Raw genomic sequence first — 15,803 nt, forward strand, 5'->3', positions numbered from 1 at the left:
GGCTCGTGGTCCGTACCACCGGTTCGGGCCGAGTGGCGCGAACTGGCCATCCATGCGCCGGAGTCGGACCGATCGGCGCGCTCCTGTGCGAGAGTGGCCGATGCGGGGAAGACAAGTGCGCAGAGGGTAACCACCCTTCCGCAACCAGGCACGCCCGCCGGTGGGGGGATTCATGGGACATCTCGTCACGGCCGCCGAACGACCTTGTCCGGCGCCCGACCGCCAAGGCCGTGAAAGGCCATCACTGCACACCCAGGCCGCCAAGGCGCGCGGCGGGGAACTCCCCGCGTCGGTCCAGCGCCTGATCGCCGCCGAGAACGCCTCGACGGTTCCGGTCGCCGCCTTCCAGTCGGCGCTCTAGCCGGAGGCCCCGCGCCATGGACCGGTCGCCTCCGGCGGTGTCGCAGGTCGTACTGAAGATGCACAGCCGGTGCGACCTGGCGTGTGACCACTGCTATGTGTACGAACACGCCGACACCAGCTGGCGCGGCCGGCCCAGGGCCGTCTCGCACGAGATCCTGGCCGCCACGGCGGCCGGGATCGCCGCCCACGCCCGGACCCACCGGCTGCCCGCCGTCCATGTGGTGCTGCACGGCGGCGAACCGCTGCTGGCCGGGCCCGCGCTGCTGAGACACGCGGCCGAGGAGCTGGGGCGCGCCCTGCGCGGCGTCAGCGCCCTCGACCTGCGCATTCACACCAACGGGGTGCTGCTCGACGAGGAGTTCTGCGAGCTCTTCCGGGAACTCGGCGTCCGCGTCGGCGTCTCGCTCGACGGCGACCGGGCCGCCAACGACCGCCACCGCCGCTACGCCGACGGCCGCAGCAGCCACGCCCGGGTCATCGACGCCGTCACCCTGCTCGGCAGCCCCCGCTACCGGGAGCTGTTCGCCGGGCTGCTGTGCACCATCGACCTGGCCAACGACCCGGTCGCGGTGTACGACGCGCTGGCCGCACTGCGCCCGCCGCGCGTCGACTTCCTGCTGCCGCACGCCACCTGGGACCACCCGCCGCCCCGCCCCGGCGGCTCGCCGACGCCGTACGCGGACTGGCTCGACGCCGTCTACCGGCGCTGGGACGGGCAGGGGCGCCCGGTCCCCGTACGGCTCTTCGAGTCCGTCCACCGCACCCTGCGCGGGGGCAGCAGCCTCACCGAGTCCCTCGGGCTCGCCCCCGCCGACCTGGTGGTCGTCGAGACCGACGGCACCTTCGAGCAGGCCGACAGCCTCAAGACGTCCTACGACGGCGCCCCCGCGACCGGGATGAACGTCTTCGAGCACAGCCTCGACGACGTGCTCACCCACCCCGGGATGCTGGCCCGCCAGAAGGGCATCGAGGCGCTGTGCGCGCAGTGCACCTCCTGTCCCGTGGTCGCGTCCTGCGGCGGCGGCCTCTACGCCCACCGCTACCGGACCGGAACCGGCTTCGACAACCCGTCCGTGTTCTGCCCCGACCTGATGGCGCTGATCATGAACATCCGCAGGCAGGAGTCGCTCCCCGAGCACCCGGCGCACGCCCGGGCCGGTGAGCCCGTCCCGGCACAGGAGTCCGCCCGGCCCGAGCCCGAACAGGCGCTGGAACCGGCCGACTTCGAGGAGCTGGCCGCCGGACTCGGCGGCGCCGACACCGTCGCCCGCCTCGCCCTGGCCCAACTCGACCTCAACCGCGGGCTGCTCGCCGCCGTCGGCGGCCGCGCCGACCCGAAGGACCGCCGGGCGACCGCCGCCTGGGAGCTGCTGCTGGACCTGGACGCGGCGGCGCCGCACGCCCTGGAGGCCGCCCTCGCCCACCCCTACTTCCGGCCCTGGGCGCTGGGCGTCCTCGGCGGCCGGGAACCCGGCGCGCTCGCGGGCGGACTCGCGGAGCTGGCGGCGTCGGCGGCGCTGCGGGCCCGGCGCGCCGACACCGTGGTCGTACCCCTGCGTGAGGGCACCCTGCGGCTGCCCGGCATCGGCCGGGCGCTGCTGGGCGGCGCCGAGGAGGCCGAACTGACCGCTCAGGCCTACGGCTTCACCGTACGGGCCGGGGGCCGGCGGATACAGATGGGCTGGGGCGAGGGCCTGGACGGGCGCACCCCGCACTGGCAGCCCGTACGGCTCTTCGAGGCGGGCGGCTGGACGGTCGCCCTGGAGGACACCGACCCGCTGCGCGACCGCTACCCCTGGCCGGCCGAGGAGCGGCTGCCGGCGTCCGGGGCGCGCGCCTGGGCCGACGCGCTGGCCGGAGCCTGGTCCCTGATCCAGCGCCGGCTGCCGGCGTACGCCCCGGGCATCGCCGCCGGACTGCGCTCCATCACCCCGCTGAGCCCCCGGGCGGGCGGCGACACCAGCGCCACCTGCCGGGACGCCTTCGGGGCCGTCGGCGCGGCCCGCCCGGCCGCCCCGGCGCCGCTCGCGCTGCTCATCGTCCATGAGTTCCAGCACGTGAAGCTGGGCGCGGTGCTCGACAGCTGCGATCTGTACGACCCGCAGGACACCGACCGCTACTACGCCCCCTGGCGCGACGACCCGCGACCGCTCGGCGCCCTGCTCCAAGGGGCCTACGCGCATCTGGCGGTCACCGACTTCTGGCGGGTGCGGCGCTCCACGGCGGAGACCCCGGCGGCGCGCGGACGGGCCGAGCGGGAGTTCGCGCGCTGGCGCCGGCAGACCTCGGAGGCGATCGACACCCTGGCCCGCAGCGGCGCGCTCACCGGCCCCGGCAAGCGCTTCGTCGCCGGCATGGGGGAGACGGCCGCCGCCTGGCGGGCGGAGCGGGTGGCACCCGAGGCGCTCGCCGCGGCCGGCGACTCCGCCCGGCGCCACCGGGACGCCTGGCGGGCCCGCAACGCGCCGCGCGGGTGACCGACCGCCCCCGAAACGGCGCGTACAGGCGGTTCCGCCATGGATCGCTCGCTTTCTACACTGGGGACCCACCCACTCGGACCGGGAGGGAGCGGTGCTGCACTCAGCCGCGCGGGGCGGGGGGCACGAGCCGAGGCCGTACTTCTTCCTGAGTTACGCGCACACGCCGAAGAACGATCCCCGGGACAAGGGCCCCGACCTGTGGGTGCAGCGTTTCTTCCGCGATCTGTCCGCCCACGTCATGCAGCTGACCGCGCTGCCGGACGGGGTGCCCGCCGGGTTCATGGACCAGCATGTGCGTCCCGGCGAGGACTGGCAGGAGCAGATCACCGAGGCGCTGGCGCACTGCCGGGTCTTCGTGCCGCTCTACTCGCCGCGCTACTTCCTGAGCGAGCAGTGCGGCCGGGAGTGGTTCGCCTTCGCCGGGCGCGACACCCTCCACCAGTCGCGCAGCGAGCACCGCTCACCCCCGGCGATCATCCCCGCGCTCTGGATCCCGGTCCTGCCGCACCAACTCCCCGAGGCCGCCCGCAGGTTGCAGTTCGTCCACGCGGACTTCGGCGAGGAGTACGCCGACGAGGGCTTCTACGGGATGATCAAGCTCAGCTATCTGCGCGACCACTACGAACACGCCGTCTACCGGCTGGCCAAGCGGATCGTGAGCGTCGCCGAGCGCACCAAGGTGGCCGACGGCGACCCGCTCCAGGACTACGCCACGCTCACCTCCGCCTTCGGCCCCGTCCCCGGGCCCGGCCGCGACCTGGAGGTGACCGTCCTCGCCTGCTCCCGCGACGGACTGCCGCGCGGACGCGGCCCCGACTGCTACGGCCCCCGGCCCAGCGACTGGAACCCCTACCACCCGCTCTCCGCGCGGCCGCTGGCCCGCCACACCGCCGACCTCGTGGTCAACCTCAACTACTCCGTACGGCTCGCGGAGTTCGAGGAACGCGCCGACCGGCTGCTGCGACCCGGCCCGCCCGACGCCCCCGGACTGCTGCTGCTCGACCGCTGGGCGCTGGACTCCCCGCGCCACCGGGAGCTGGTCCGGCTGCTCTGCGCCGAGCCCCGGCCCTGGCTCAGTGTGATGGTGCCGTGGAACCGCGCGGACCCCGAATCGCCGCCGCGCGAGGCCGAGTTGCGCCATGTCGCCGACGAAGTGCTCGGGACCAGGCTGCGGCAGAGCCCCGGGCACCTGACGCAGGGCGGCGGGCTGCCTACTCTGGAAGCCTTCAGCCAGGAGCTCCCCAGGGCGGTCCGGTCGGCGGTCAGGCACTACGAGAGCGCCGCGCGCACCGGACGGCCGGCCGGGCCCGGCAGTCCGCTGCCCCACGTCCTGCCGGACGGGGTCGGGCTCGGCCGGGCCGCCCGCGGCCGCACCGGGGACCAGCGAGAACAGCGCGCCCCCGGGAAGAGACAGGCCGACCAGGTGGAGGGCCCCCCAGATGGCCGAGAACCGTGACGGAACCGTCATCACGTTCTACTCGTACAAGGGCGGCACCGGACGCACGATGGCGCTCGCCAACTGCGCCTGGATCCTCGCGGCCAACGGCCACCGGGTGCTCGCCGTGGACTGGGACCTGGAGGCGCCCGGCCTGCACCGGTTCTTCCACCCCTTTCTGAACCTGCGCGACCTGGAGGCCACCCCGGGGCTGATCAACCTGATCACCGAGTACCAGGAGGAGGCCCGGCGCCCCGGCGAGCGGGCCGCGGACTGGCACCGCGCCTACGCGCGCGTGCGCCCGCACGCCGTCACCCTCGACTGGTCCTTCCCCAGCGGCGGCAGCCTGGACTTCCTCTCGGCGGGCCGCCGCAACCGCGACTACTCCTCCGTCGTCGGACGGATGGACTGGGACCACTTCTACGAGCACTCCGGCGGCGGCCAGTTCTTCGACGCCATGGGCGACGACATGCGCCGCCACTACGACTTCACCCTGATCGACAGCCGGACCGGCCTCAGCGACATCGCCGACATCTGCACGGTCCAGATGCCGCAGGTCCTCGTCGTCTGCTTCACCCTCAGCGACCAGAGCATCGACGGCGCCTCGGCCGTCGCCCGCTACATCGAGGAGCGCTACCACCAGCGGGGCATCCGCATCCTGCCGGTGGCGACCCGTATCGACGACGGCGAGAAGGAGAAGGCCGACGCCGGACGGGCCCTCGCCCGCGAGTGCTTCGAGGGCTTCCCCAGCGGACTGACGGGCGAGGCGGCCGACCTCTACTGGGGCTCGGTGGAGATCCCCTACCGGCCCTTCTACGCGTACGAAGAGGTGCTGGCGACCTTCGGCGACCCGCCGGGGATCGGCAGTTCGCTGCTGTCCGCCTGTGAACGGCTCACCTCCGTGCTCACCGAGGGCCAGGTCACCGGGCTGCCCCCGATCGACGAGTCGCTGCGGCTCGCCCACGTCGCCGCCTTCACCCGGCGCCGGCCCTCCTCACCGGCGAACATCGTGCTCAACCACGTCTCCGAGGACCGGATGTGGGTGGACTGGATCACCGCCGTCCTGGGCACGGCGGGCTTTCGGACCTTCCCGGTGGACGTCCGCGCCCCCGGCTCCGCGCTGTTGGAGGAGGAGCCCGGCGAGGAGGCCCACCGGGTCCTGCACATCGCCTCGCCGCCCTACCTCAAGTCCCGTGCCGGGCGCGGGCTGTGGGACAGCGGACCGTTCCAGGACCGGGCCGGCGGCCGCCGCCAGGTGCTGCCCGTGCGCGTCGGCGACGTACGGCTGACCCCGCCGCCGGGCGGGCTGCGGGCGGTGGACCTGGTGCGCGTGGACGAGGCCGAGGCGGCGTCCGCGCTGCTGGGCGCGCTCGGCCGGGGCGAGGCCGCCGCCGCGCTCCCGTGCGCCCCCGACCGGCCCCGCTTCCCCGGGAACGCGCCGCGCGTGTGGAACGTACGGCCGCGCAACAGCTGGTTCACCGGCCGCACCGACCTGCTCGACCGGATACGCGACCAGCTGCGCGGCGACAGCCGCTCCGCCCAGCGGCTGCCCCAGGTCCTGTACGGACTCGGCGGCGTCGGCAAGACCCAGGTGGCGCTCGAATACGCGCACCGCTTCCGGGCCGACTACGACCTGGTGTGGTGGATCGAGGCGGAACGGCCCGACCTGGTGGTGGCCTCGCTGGCGCAGCTCGCCGCCGAGATGGGGCTGCGCGCGGGCGACGTGGTGGCCGAGGGCGCCATGGCGGCCCTCCACGAGCTGTGGCGCGGTGAGCGCTATCCGCGCTGGCTGCTGATCTTCGACAACGTGGAGGACCCGGACGAGGCGCTGCGCCGGCTGCCCCAGGCCATCGGCCCGCTCCCCGGCTCCGTCTACGGGCACCTCCTCGCCACCTGCCGCAACAAACCGGCCACCCAGCGGGTGGAGATCACCCAGGTCGAGGTCTTCGACCGGTTCGAGAGCGTGGAGCATCTGACCTGGCGGGTGGCGGGCCTGCCGCCCGAGGACGCCGACCTGGTCGCGGCCGCGGTCGGCGACCTGCCACTGGCGGTGGAGGTGGCGGCGGCCTGGCTCGCCGAGACGGCCACCCCCGTGGACGCGTATCTGGCCCAGCTCGCGGAGCGCAGCACCACCGTCCTCTCGCTGGGCTCACCCGAGGGGTACGGGCTGCGGTTCAACGCCACCTGGACCCTCTCCATCAGCAGGCTGCGCGAGGAGTCCCGGGCGGCGGTGCGCCTGCTGGAGATCTGCTCGTTCTTCTCCGCCGAACCCGTCTCGATGCGGCTCATCGGCAGCGACGCGTTGCTGGACGCGCTGCTGCCGTACGACGCCGATCTGCGCGAGCGGTACATGCTGGGCCGGGTCATCCAGACGCTGCACCGGTTCGCCCTGGCCAGGGTGGACCCGGCGGACAGCAGCATCCAGGTGCACCGCCTCGTCCAGGCGGCCGTGCGCGAGGCGCTCACCGCCGAGGAGCAGACCGAGACCAAGCGGGTGGTCCACCGCATCCTGGCGCAGGCCCGGCCGACCGAGGGCGTCGACCGGGACGACCCGGTGAACGACCCCAAGAGCTGGCCCGCCTTCGAGCTGATCTGGCCGCATCTGAACGCCTCCGGCATCGCCGACAGCGACGACTCCAGGGCCCGTGAGCTGATGATCGACCGGATCCGCTATCTGCTGGCGCGCGGCGAACTGGAGAGCGCCCGGGCCTTCGCCACCGAACTGGACCGGCTGTGGACGCGTCGGCTCGGCGAGGACTCACTGCAGACCCTCAACGTCCGCTTCGAGCTGGCCAACGCCCTACGGGCGCAGGGCAGGTACCAGGAGGCGCTGGCGATGGACGAGGACACCCTCGCCCGCCAGCTGCGCCTGTTCCACGACGACCACCCCGCCGACGACCACCCCCGCGTGCTGGTCGTCACCGGCAGTCTCGCCGCCGACCTGCGTGCCGTCGGCAGGTTCACCGAGGCGCTCGAACGCGACCTGTGGGTCTACCGGGGTATGCGCGGCCTCTTCGGAGACTCCCACCGGCGCACCCTGACCGCCGCGAACAACCTCGCCGTCGACTACCGGCTGACCGGGGACAGCGAGGCCGCGCGGCGGCTCGACGAGCGGACCGTGGAGCGCCGCGCCATGCTGCTCGGCGACGAGCACCCCTACACCCTGTTCACCAAGGCCAACCTGGCCGGGGACCTGCGGGAGACCGGCGAGTACGCGGTGTCGGTCGAGGTCCTGCGGGAGGTGGTGGACGGTCTGCGTCGGGTCCTGGACCCGCACGCCCCCGAGGTCCTGCGCGCGGTCAAGAGCCTCGCCGTCTCCCTGCGGAAGGCCGGGCACCCGCACGAGGCGATGCGGTTGACGGGCGAGGCGTACGAGCGGTTCCGCGACCGGTACGGACCCGTCTCGCCCGACACCCTGGCCTGCGGGGTCAGCCTCGCCGCCGACCTGGCGGCCACCGGGGACCCGGGGCACGCCCTCGACCTGGCGCGGCAGATGCTGCACGGCTACCGGGGCACGCTGGGCGAGTCCCACCCCTACAGCCTGGCGTGCCGGGCGAACGTCGTCGTCCATCTGCGGGCGACCGGCGGCGCCGAGGAGGCGGCCGAGGACGCCGAGGAGGTCCGTGACGCCCTGGAGCACGCCCTCGGCCCCCAGCACCCCTTCGCCCTGTGCGCGGCCGTCAACCTGGCCAATGTCTACGGCGACCTGGGCCGCGCGGACCTGGCCGAACGGTGGGAGTACGCCGCGCTGGAGGGCCTGCTGGACAAGCTCGGCCCCTGGCACCCGGACGTCCTTGTCTGCCGCTCCAACCTGGCGATCACCCTGCGGGCGGCGGGCCGGGGCGAGGACGCGGCGGGAATGCGCGCGGCGGTCATAGAACCGGCGGCCGAACGCCTGGGAGTGGACCACCCCATCCCCGAGGCGGCACGGTCCTGGATCCGCTTGGACCGGGATATCGAGCTCCATCCGGTGTAGGGGCAGCACTGTGGCTGATCCGCGTGACGGTCGTCGGCTGCGCTCATGACGCTCGTGGGCTGCGCGGACTGTCCCGCAGGCCCGCACCCCCCAGGGGCGCGGGGAACTGCGCGACCAGCCAGGGCCGGTCCGCAGCCGAAAAGACCGCACTCCCGCGAAGCGTCACGCGGGGAACTGCACGCCCGGCCACGGCGGGCCCGCAGCCGAGACGACCGCCTCAGAATCGGTCCACAGCCCAGCACAAGGCCCGAGTGAACACCGCGAGCGCCCCGAAGTGCGCAGCATCCCGCGGCACTTCGAGCCGCGCGCCCGGAATACGCGAGGCCAGCCACCGGGCGTGCGGCGCGGGGGCGAACACATCCTGCGCGCCATGCCACAGCAGCACCGGCGTACGGATGTCCTCCGGCCGGAACGCCCACGGCGCCGCGAACGCCAGGATGTCGTCGACCCACCCGTCGGCCGAACACCGCAGCCCCTCCGCGAAGTTACGCACCAGCAGCGCCCGGATCGCCGCGTCGCTCAGCACCTTCCGGTCCGGCCCCGGCACCATCGCGTGCATCGCGCTGACCGTGGCCCGGGGATCCGCCCGTATCTCGTCCGCCCGCTCCTCGAAGACGGCCGTCACCGCCTCCGGCCCGCCCGCCGCGATGGTGTACGCCCGGACGTTGTCCTCGGTCATGCCCTCGAACCAGTCGAGCCCGTCAGCGTCACGCGGCGCCAGTGGTACGAGCGCCACCGTGCCCACCACCCGCCCCGCCGGCAGCGCGGCACACGACAGCGCGTGCGGCGCGCCGCCCGAGCGCCCCACCACGGCGAACTCGCCTATGCCCAGGGCGTCGGCGATGGCCACCACGTCCTGCGCCGCGTGCACGACCCGCCGCCCCGGCCAGCGGTCGGAGTCCCCGTACCCGGGGCGGTCGAACGTGAGCAGGCGCACCCCCATCCGGTAGAGCACGGTGCTGCGGGGGGCCGGGCCGAGCCTGCTGCCCGGAGTGCCGTGCAGCAGGAACACCGGCCTGCCCAGGGGGTGCCCCCGGCTCTCGACCGCCAGGTTCCGGCCGTCCGGGGTGCGGATGAGCTTCGGCAAGGGGCGCCTCCCGTAAGTCCGTTCGGCCCGGGGGATGGCGCCAGTATGAGCGCGCCGGAACGCCCGGTACAGCGGACGACGGGGTATGAGGCGGGGATGCAAGGCGCCCGTAGGCCGGGTCGGGGCCGGGGGCGGGCGGAACCTGGGGCGCGTTCAGCTCAGCTTCGTGCGGGCTCAGCCCAGCTTCGGTATCTCGATCGCCGGGCACCGGTCCATGACCATGTCGAGCCCCGCCGCCCGCGTCCGCTCGTACGCCGCGTCGTCGATCACCCCGAGCTGGAACCAGACCGCCTTGGCGCCGGCCGCCACGGCCTGGTCGGCCACGTCCCCGGCCAGCTCGCTGTTCACGAACACATCCACGACGTCCACCTTGAAGGGAATCGCGTCCAGCGACGCGTACCCCTGCTCACCGTGGACCGTCTCGGCCTTGGGGTGCACGGGCACGATCCGCTTGCCGAACCGCTGAAGCACCGCCGCCACCCCGTACGCCGCGCGGCGCTCGTTGGACGAGAGACCCACGACCGCCCAGGTGTCCCCGGTCTCGGTCAGGATCCTGCGAATGGTCTCCTGCTCGGTGCTCACTCCGTGCCTCCTGCGGACCACAGGTCCGTTAGTTGTGCTCCTCTCCCGCAGAACGAGCGACGGCCTCCGGGAATTCCCGCTCGTCAGGCACCGTTTTCCGGCACCGTGCCCACTGCCAGCACGTTTCCTTCGCTGATGTATCCGTCGGGCCCGTCGAGCGGATGGTCCGCCGCGTCCGGGTCCGCGAGGCGGTGCCACTCGTCGCTCAGCCCCAGCGCCAGGGCCTGCTCGGCGAGCCGGGCGCAGGTCGGTGCGTAGAACGCCCTGGCCTGCGGGGTCAGCGGGGCGAAGTGCTCGATCAGCACGGTCCGCTGCCGCACCTCGACCAGGCCTGCGGCCCTCAGATGGCGGTAGAGGTCACGGGTGCGCAGTAGCTGGGCCGCGTATCCGGGGGTCCGTCCGGCCGCACGGAAGAAGTCGGAGAAGAGATACGGGTCCACCGGCCGGGCCGTGATCAGATGGGCGTCCAGGTCCTTGACCGCGATGGTGCCGCCGGGCCGCACCACTCGTCTCAACTCACGCAGCGCCAGGGCCAGTTCGGAGTCGCTCAGATACTGCACGGTGTTGGCGCACCAGACCGCGTCGAACGTGTCGTCCGCGAAGGGCAGTTCCAGCAGATCCGCGCGGCGGACGTCCACGGGGCACGCCGGGGACCACTGGGCCAGCCGCTCGCCGGCCAGCGCCACGTTCTCCTCGGCCAGGTCCACCGCCGAGACCCGCCCCGCAGGGCCCACCAGATCGGCCAGCCGGGGCAGGAAGTCCCCGCCGCCGCAGCCCGCGTCCAGGACATGCGCCCCCGGCTCGATGCCCGCCTGCCCGAGCAGACCGAGATAGACCTCCCGGCACGCCTCGAAGTGGGCGTCGACAATGGTGTGGTGGGTGAAGCCCAGGCCGGTGGAGGTGGTGAACCCCCAGGCCCGGTGGTCCTCGGTCAGCATCAGCGCACCTCCGTTTCCGCCGTGGACGCTTCCAGCTCCTCGATGAGGGCCTCGAGCTCGGCCTGGACGGCATCCGGTGCCTCCAGCGGCGGCAGATGTCCCGAGCGCGGGACGACCACCAGCCGCCCCTGCGGCAGCGCCTCGACCGTGGCCCGCGTGTCCGCCTCCGTCACCAGGCCGTCCTCCTCCCCGAGGATCACCACGGCCGGGATGTCGGTGCCGCGCAGCACGTCCATGGCGTCCGGCCGCCCCGAGATGGCCCGCTGGGCCCAGGCCAGCGACGCGGGAGCCGCCCGGGCCACGGCGCCGCGAACCCGGTCCACGACCTCCGGGTGCTCGGCCCGAGTGGTGACGCCGACCAGCTGGGGAGCCGTCGCCTCGATCACCGCCGGGCCCTTCACCGGATCCGCCATGAGGGCCACGAAGCCCTCCCGTGCCGTACGCGCCGCCTCGTCGTCCGCCTCCGCCCGCGTGGACACCAGGGCGAGCGCCAGCGCCCGGCCGGGGTGCCGGCGCAGGAAGGCCATCGCCACATAGCCGCCCATCGACACCCCGGCCAGCACCGCGCGCTCGACGCCGCGCCGGTCCAGCTCCCGGGCCAGGTCGTCGGCGACCGTGTCCAGCGAAGGGGGCCCGTCGCCTAGCGGAACGGCGCCGAAGCCACGCTGGTCGGGAGCGATGACGAGGTGGCCGCGCCGCTCCAGCGCCTGTCTCTGCGCGTCCCACATCGAGGAGTCGAGCGCGAGCGCGTGCAGCAGGACCACGGGCGCCTTGCCGTTCGCCGCCGTCATCGCGCCGTGCTTCCGCTCTCGGCGTCCGCGACGAACCTGGCCGTGTGCGCGGCCGGTTCGGGCTCCCGCAGCCAGGCCAGGGAGACCGGCGCGGGCGGCAGGTCGGAGATCGGGATGACCTTCATCAGCGGCGGCGCGACGGCCTCCAGGGACTGGAACGTCAGATGCACGGCATCGGTCCCGGAGAGCGTCCCCATCAGCCCCTTCACCGTGCCCATCTCGTACGCCCGCCGGATCCTGCGGCCCTTGGGGGTGCGCGGCGGCACCACTTCGTCCCACACGTACTCCGGGAAGGCGCCGGGGCAGCGGAAGCCTTCGTAGGCGGCGACTTCCTCCACCGACACGGACGCGTGCGTGGCGAGCGGGTGGTGGGCGCCGACGATCACCGCGCGCGGGTCGAGCGCCACCGGCCGGCTCACCACCAGGTCGGGCTCCTGGAGTCCGTACTTGACGATCATGACGTCCAGCTCCTTGGCCCGCAGGCCCCGGAACGGGTCGGCCACGTCGTAACCGACCAGCTCGACCTCGCTCTCGTCGCGGCCCGCCGCACGGACGATCGCGGTGGCCAGGTCGGGCGAGCCATGGATGCCCAGGCGGATCCGCGGCGTGGCCGGGGCGCCGTCGGCGGGGGAAGTGGCGGTGGGATCAGTCATCAGGTGTCTCCTCGGTCAGTGCGGCGAAGGCGCGGAGCCGGTCGGGACGGGTGCGGTCGACATCGACGCGGAGCGCGGCGAAGGGCGCGGTCGCGCCGGTGAGGCCGGGGACGGAACGCAGGGTCAGCCGGTCGCCCGGCGTGATCAGGCCGTCCAGGGCCGCCTCGACCACGAGGTGGTTGAGGTGGACGAGCGCCTCGGGCACGGGAACCCCCGAGGCGGCCAGATAGAGGTCGCGGTGGCTTCCGGCCCTCGGCGGGGGGCCGGACGGCGGCGCGGCCGACCGGGGCGGCGCGTGCCGGTGCGGCCCTGGTGCACCCCGACTGGCGGTCGGGGCCGGGACCGTGACCGTTCTCGGCGGGCCCACCGGGAACGCGGCCGTGGACTGGAACAGCTTGAGCAGGCGGCGCAGCCCCGCACTGCTCCCGGCCGGTGCCGGGCCGCACCAGCCGACCGACCCGTCCTCGGCCAGGCGGTCGAATGAGTAACGCCCCAGCAGGTTCGCGGGGTTCCCGGCCAGGTACACCGTTCGGGTGAATGAGCGACGCCAGGCCGTCGCCGCGTCGGGAGTGAGCCCGAGAGCGAAGGCGGACGCGTCGCGGATCCAGGCCGCGGGGTCGAAGTGCCGCACGACCGCCACCGCCTGGACGGCGTCGGCGTCGGGCCGCTCGGCCACCCGTGTGCGCGCCGCCAGGAGCGCGGCCAGATCCGACTCGCCCTCGGCGGGCGCCAGTTCGGGACGGATCCGCTGGAGCCGACGGAAGGCCTCGGCGTGCAGCCGCTGCTGGGTCAGGGGCACGGCGAGGCGCGCGGACGGAACCCGGTGCCCGGTCACCGCCACGGGACGACTCGCCGGGGGAGCCGGGTGAGGGGTCAGGGGCACAGGAACACCCCACTCAGCAGATCGCGCGCGGGTGCGGTCCGGCGCCGCCCGAGCAGGCTGGTGGTGAGGCGGTACGGGTCCACATAGGTGTGGTCACGGCGGTGGACGCCCAGCCGTTCGGGCAGGTCCGCGTCGGCCGTGTCGGGCGCACCGGCCAGCAGCCGTCCGGCGCGCCCGAGGCACTGGTGCAGCAGATCGGGCCGATGGGACTGGGACTGGCCCGGGCCCAGCGTCGCGATGAAGTAGAGCCGCATGCCCAGCTGGATCGCGGCCTCGTCGTGGTCGGCGGCGGCCGCCTCGATCAGCGAGGCCGCGTCCAGGCCCCGCCAGCCGCCCGCCCGGGCCGAGCGGATCTCGCCGTCCACGGGCACCCGCCCGACCGGCACCCGGTGGACCACCGGGCCCAGCGGCGCGAGCACGCGCGCGAGGAGCTGGTAGTCCGGGTCGAGATCGCGGTCGTACAGGAACACCAGCTCGTCGTAGTCCGGCGCGAGCGGCAGGAGTTCGCGCAGTGCGCAGGCGAGGTAGTTGGGGCGGCCGTCGGCCGTGACGATCTGCCGCAGCGGCAGGCCGTGCCGCGTCAGGTCGAGGTAGACCGGGCCGCCGAGCCCCCGGTGGTCCAGGCACAGGCCACGCGCGCGTAGCCGCTCCAGCGTCTCCTCCAGGCCGAGGCCCGGCGGCTGGTGGGCGAGCAGCCCGGGATCGTACAGCCCCAGGCGGGCGTACTGCCCGCGCCACAGTTCCAGCACGCGGGTGGCCGCCGGGTGCACCCAGCCGTGGTGCTCGACGGCGTCGGCGTACGGCCGCAGCGCGGCGGCCGGGGCCCGGTCCGCCGCTGCCCGGTGGCGTACGTACAGCGAACCGATGTCGTCCTCGGTCAGCTCCGCGTAACCGGTGTCCCCCTGCGTCCGGTCCAGGAACTCCCAGAAGGCCAGGGTCTGTTCGGTGAGGTGGTACGTGGAGTGGCTGAACCGGTAGTCGACGTCCGCCAGACACGCGGTCGCCCGGTACATGACGTCCGTCCAGAACAGCCCCTTCAGGTGGGACGGGGTGAGCGGCTTGGAGGGCGTGATCGTGACCGGGGCCAGCAGCACCCGGCGGCGTGTTCCCTCCACGGGCCGGGAGCCGGGCGGGGAGACGGCGGCGGGGGCGGTCACGGGCGCCCGCCTTCCGCCCGGGAGGCGGCACGGCGACAGAAGGACGTCACGAGGGCGCTCCTTCCGCCGCCGCGAGGGCGCCCAGGAGGACCTGGCGCGGCAGGGGCGCCGTGCTCGCCGGAACCGTGGCACGGGGCGCCTGGGCCACCCGGTGCCGGAACTTCTCGTCCCCGAACACCTCGTCCGGGGTGCTCAGCCCCATCAGGACGCGCGTCAGCCCGCGCCACACCGTGCCGTCCTGGGTGGCGGCCGCCCGGATGGACGTGTTGGGGCAGCCGGCGTCGGCAGGCGGCAGCGGCCGGCCGTGCACGACGGCGCTCCAGCGGCCGATCCGCTCCCGGTCGACGCTCGCCGCGTGCTCGTACCACGGCCGCAGCAGCACGTCGGCGAACTCGGCGGCGGCCTCGGACCGCTGGCCTGCGGGGTGCGTGGCCAGCGTGTCGGCGAGGCCGAAGGCCTGCGCGAGTGCCAGCGACATCCCGCGCCCGTAGAGCGGGTTGGTGACGCAGGCGGCGTCCCCGACCGGGAACAGGCCCGCCACGGGCGGGCGTACGGCGGTGGCGCGCAGCGCGTTGGCCGGGCCCGCGATCACGTTCACGGCGGAGATGGGCGCGCTGACGGCGTCGTCGAGCCAGGCGGTCAGGCCCGGAGTGGCACGGGCGACGGCCGTGAAGGCGTCGGCCTGGCGCAGCCGGTCCAGTTCCGTGTCGCCGGGCAGGGTGCCCAGGGCGATCGCGAAGGTGCCCGCGTCGCCGGGGTGCAGCACGCCCGCGTAGTGGCCGAAGATGTCACCGGCCGCATGGCCCCGGCCCAGCGGGCCCGGCAGCGAACTGCTTCTGAGCCGGTAGAAGCGCGTGAAGCCGCGCAGCCCACCGGGACTGGTCAGGTCCGCGGCCACCGGAACCCCGGCGTCCGTGAGCCAGCCACGGGCGGCCGCGCGGCGGCCGGTGGCGTCCACGACGACATCGGCGGCCAGATGGGTGCCGTCCGTGGTGACCACACCGCGCACCGACCGCCGGTCGGCGCTCAGCCGCAGCCCGCGCACGGTCGTGCCGTGCCGGATCTCGACCTGCGGCAGGGCCTCGACCGCGCGGTACAGGACGAGTTCGAGCGTGGTGCGCCGGCAGCCGAGCGCCACCAGCATGTCGTCCCCCACCTCGCGCGCGCGGTCGGTCGCACCCTGCGGCAACGCGCGCGTGAGGTCGAACATCGGGGCGCCGGCGGCGACGAGGCGCTCCAGCACCTCGGGCGCGCGAGTGCGCAGAGTGCGCACACCGAGCGAGGTCAGCGTGTGGGAGTGCTGGGCCTGCGGCACGGTCGGCCGCTGCCAGCGGGTGTGCAGATCGGCCATCGCACCCCGGGGCGGCGGGGCGGAGCGCTCCAGGACCACGACCCGCCGACCGGACCCCGCCAGGGCGAGCGCGGAGGCCAGGCCCGCGACACTGCCCCCCACGACCA

General features: G+C 74.3%; 12 protein-coding genes. 4 read left to right on the forward strand and 8 right to left on the reverse strand.

Going from position 1 to position 15,803, the window contains the following annotated elements:
- Positions 1-172 precede the first annotated feature (172 nt).
- From ABD236_RS04195 to fxsT, 4 genes are all read left to right on the forward strand, one after another.
- On the forward strand, positions 173-361 hold the full coding sequence (locus ABD236_RS04195; protein WP_344070234.1) for a hypothetical protein: 189 nt from the start codon (positions 173-175) through the stop codon (positions 359-361).
- Between the two features lie 16 nt (positions 362-377).
- Entirely contained in the window at positions 378-2,840 is a 2,463-nt protein-coding gene (locus tag ABD236_RS04200) for an FxsB family cyclophane-forming radical SAM/SPASM peptide maturase (RefSeq protein WP_344070235.1), read from the forward strand.
- A gap of 94 nt (positions 2,841-2,934) precedes the next feature.
- On the forward strand, positions 2,935-4,299 hold the full coding sequence (locus tag ABD236_RS04205; RefSeq protein ID WP_344070237.1) for a TIR-like protein FxsC: 1,365 nt from the start codon (positions 2,935-2,937) through the stop codon (positions 4,297-4,299).
- On the forward strand, positions 4,283-8,254 hold the full coding sequence (gene fxsT, locus ABD236_RS04210) for an FxSxx-COOH system tetratricopeptide repeat protein (RefSeq protein WP_344070239.1): 3,972 nt from the start codon (positions 4,283-4,285) through the stop codon (positions 8,252-8,254). Before ABD236_RS04205 ends, fxsT begins: the two co-directional genes overlap by 17 nt.
- A 217-nt stretch (positions 8,255-8,471) precedes the next feature.
- Here fxsT and ABD236_RS04215 read toward each other — a convergent pair whose 3' ends face one another.
- The 8 genes from ABD236_RS04215 to ABD236_RS04250 form a co-directional block, all read right to left on the reverse strand.
- A complete protein-coding gene (locus ABD236_RS04215) occupies positions 8,472-9,341 on the reverse strand; it encodes an alpha/beta fold hydrolase (protein WP_344070241.1) in 870 nt (289 codons plus the stop codon).
- 174 nt (positions 9,342-9,515) lie between these two features.
- Positions 9,516-9,923, reverse strand: a complete 408-nt coding sequence (locus tag ABD236_RS04220; RefSeq protein WP_344070243.1) for a CoA-binding protein — start codon at positions 9,921-9,923, stop codon at positions 9,516-9,518.
- 83 nt (positions 9,924-10,006) lie between these two features.
- Positions 10,007-10,861, reverse strand: coding sequence for a class I SAM-dependent methyltransferase (locus ABD236_RS04225; RefSeq protein ID WP_344070245.1), 855 nt, complete (start codon positions 10,859-10,861; stop codon positions 10,007-10,009).
- Positions 10,861-11,652 carry an alpha/beta fold hydrolase gene (locus ABD236_RS04230; protein ID WP_344070247.1) on the reverse strand — a complete coding sequence of 264 codons (792 nt, stop codon included), beginning with the start codon at positions 11,650-11,652 and terminating at the stop codon, positions 10,861-10,863. Before ABD236_RS04230 ends, ABD236_RS04225 begins: the two co-directional genes overlap by 1 nt.
- A complete protein-coding gene (locus ABD236_RS04235) occupies positions 11,649-12,305 on the reverse strand; it encodes a LysR substrate-binding domain-containing protein (RefSeq protein ID WP_344070249.1) in 657 nt (218 codons plus the stop codon). The genes ABD236_RS04230 and ABD236_RS04235 overlap by 4 nt, the downstream gene beginning before the upstream one ends.
- Complete coding sequence (locus ABD236_RS04240) at positions 12,298-13,146, reverse strand: DUF6182 family protein (protein WP_344070251.1); 849 nt, start codon at positions 13,144-13,146, stop codon at positions 12,298-12,300. Before ABD236_RS04240 ends, ABD236_RS04235 begins: the two co-directional genes overlap by 8 nt.
- Positions 13,147-13,178: 32 nt before the next feature.
- Positions 13,179-14,345 carry a hypothetical protein gene (locus ABD236_RS04245; protein ID WP_344070253.1) on the reverse strand — a complete coding sequence of 389 codons (1,167 nt, stop codon included), beginning with the start codon at positions 14,343-14,345 and terminating at the stop codon, positions 13,179-13,181.
- 46 nt (positions 14,346-14,391) lie between these two features.
- On the reverse strand, positions 14,392-15,798 hold the full coding sequence (locus ABD236_RS04250) for an FAD-dependent oxidoreductase (protein ID WP_344070255.1): 1,407 nt from the start codon (positions 15,796-15,798) through the stop codon (positions 14,392-14,394).
- Positions 15,799-15,803: the final 5 nt, after the last annotated feature.

Origin of the sequence: Streptomyces crystallinus, assembly GCF_039521265.1 — a bacterium.
In the GTDB taxonomy this organism is placed as follows: Bacteria; Actinomycetota; Actinomycetes; order Streptomycetales; family Streptomycetaceae; genus Streptomyces; species Streptomyces crystallinus.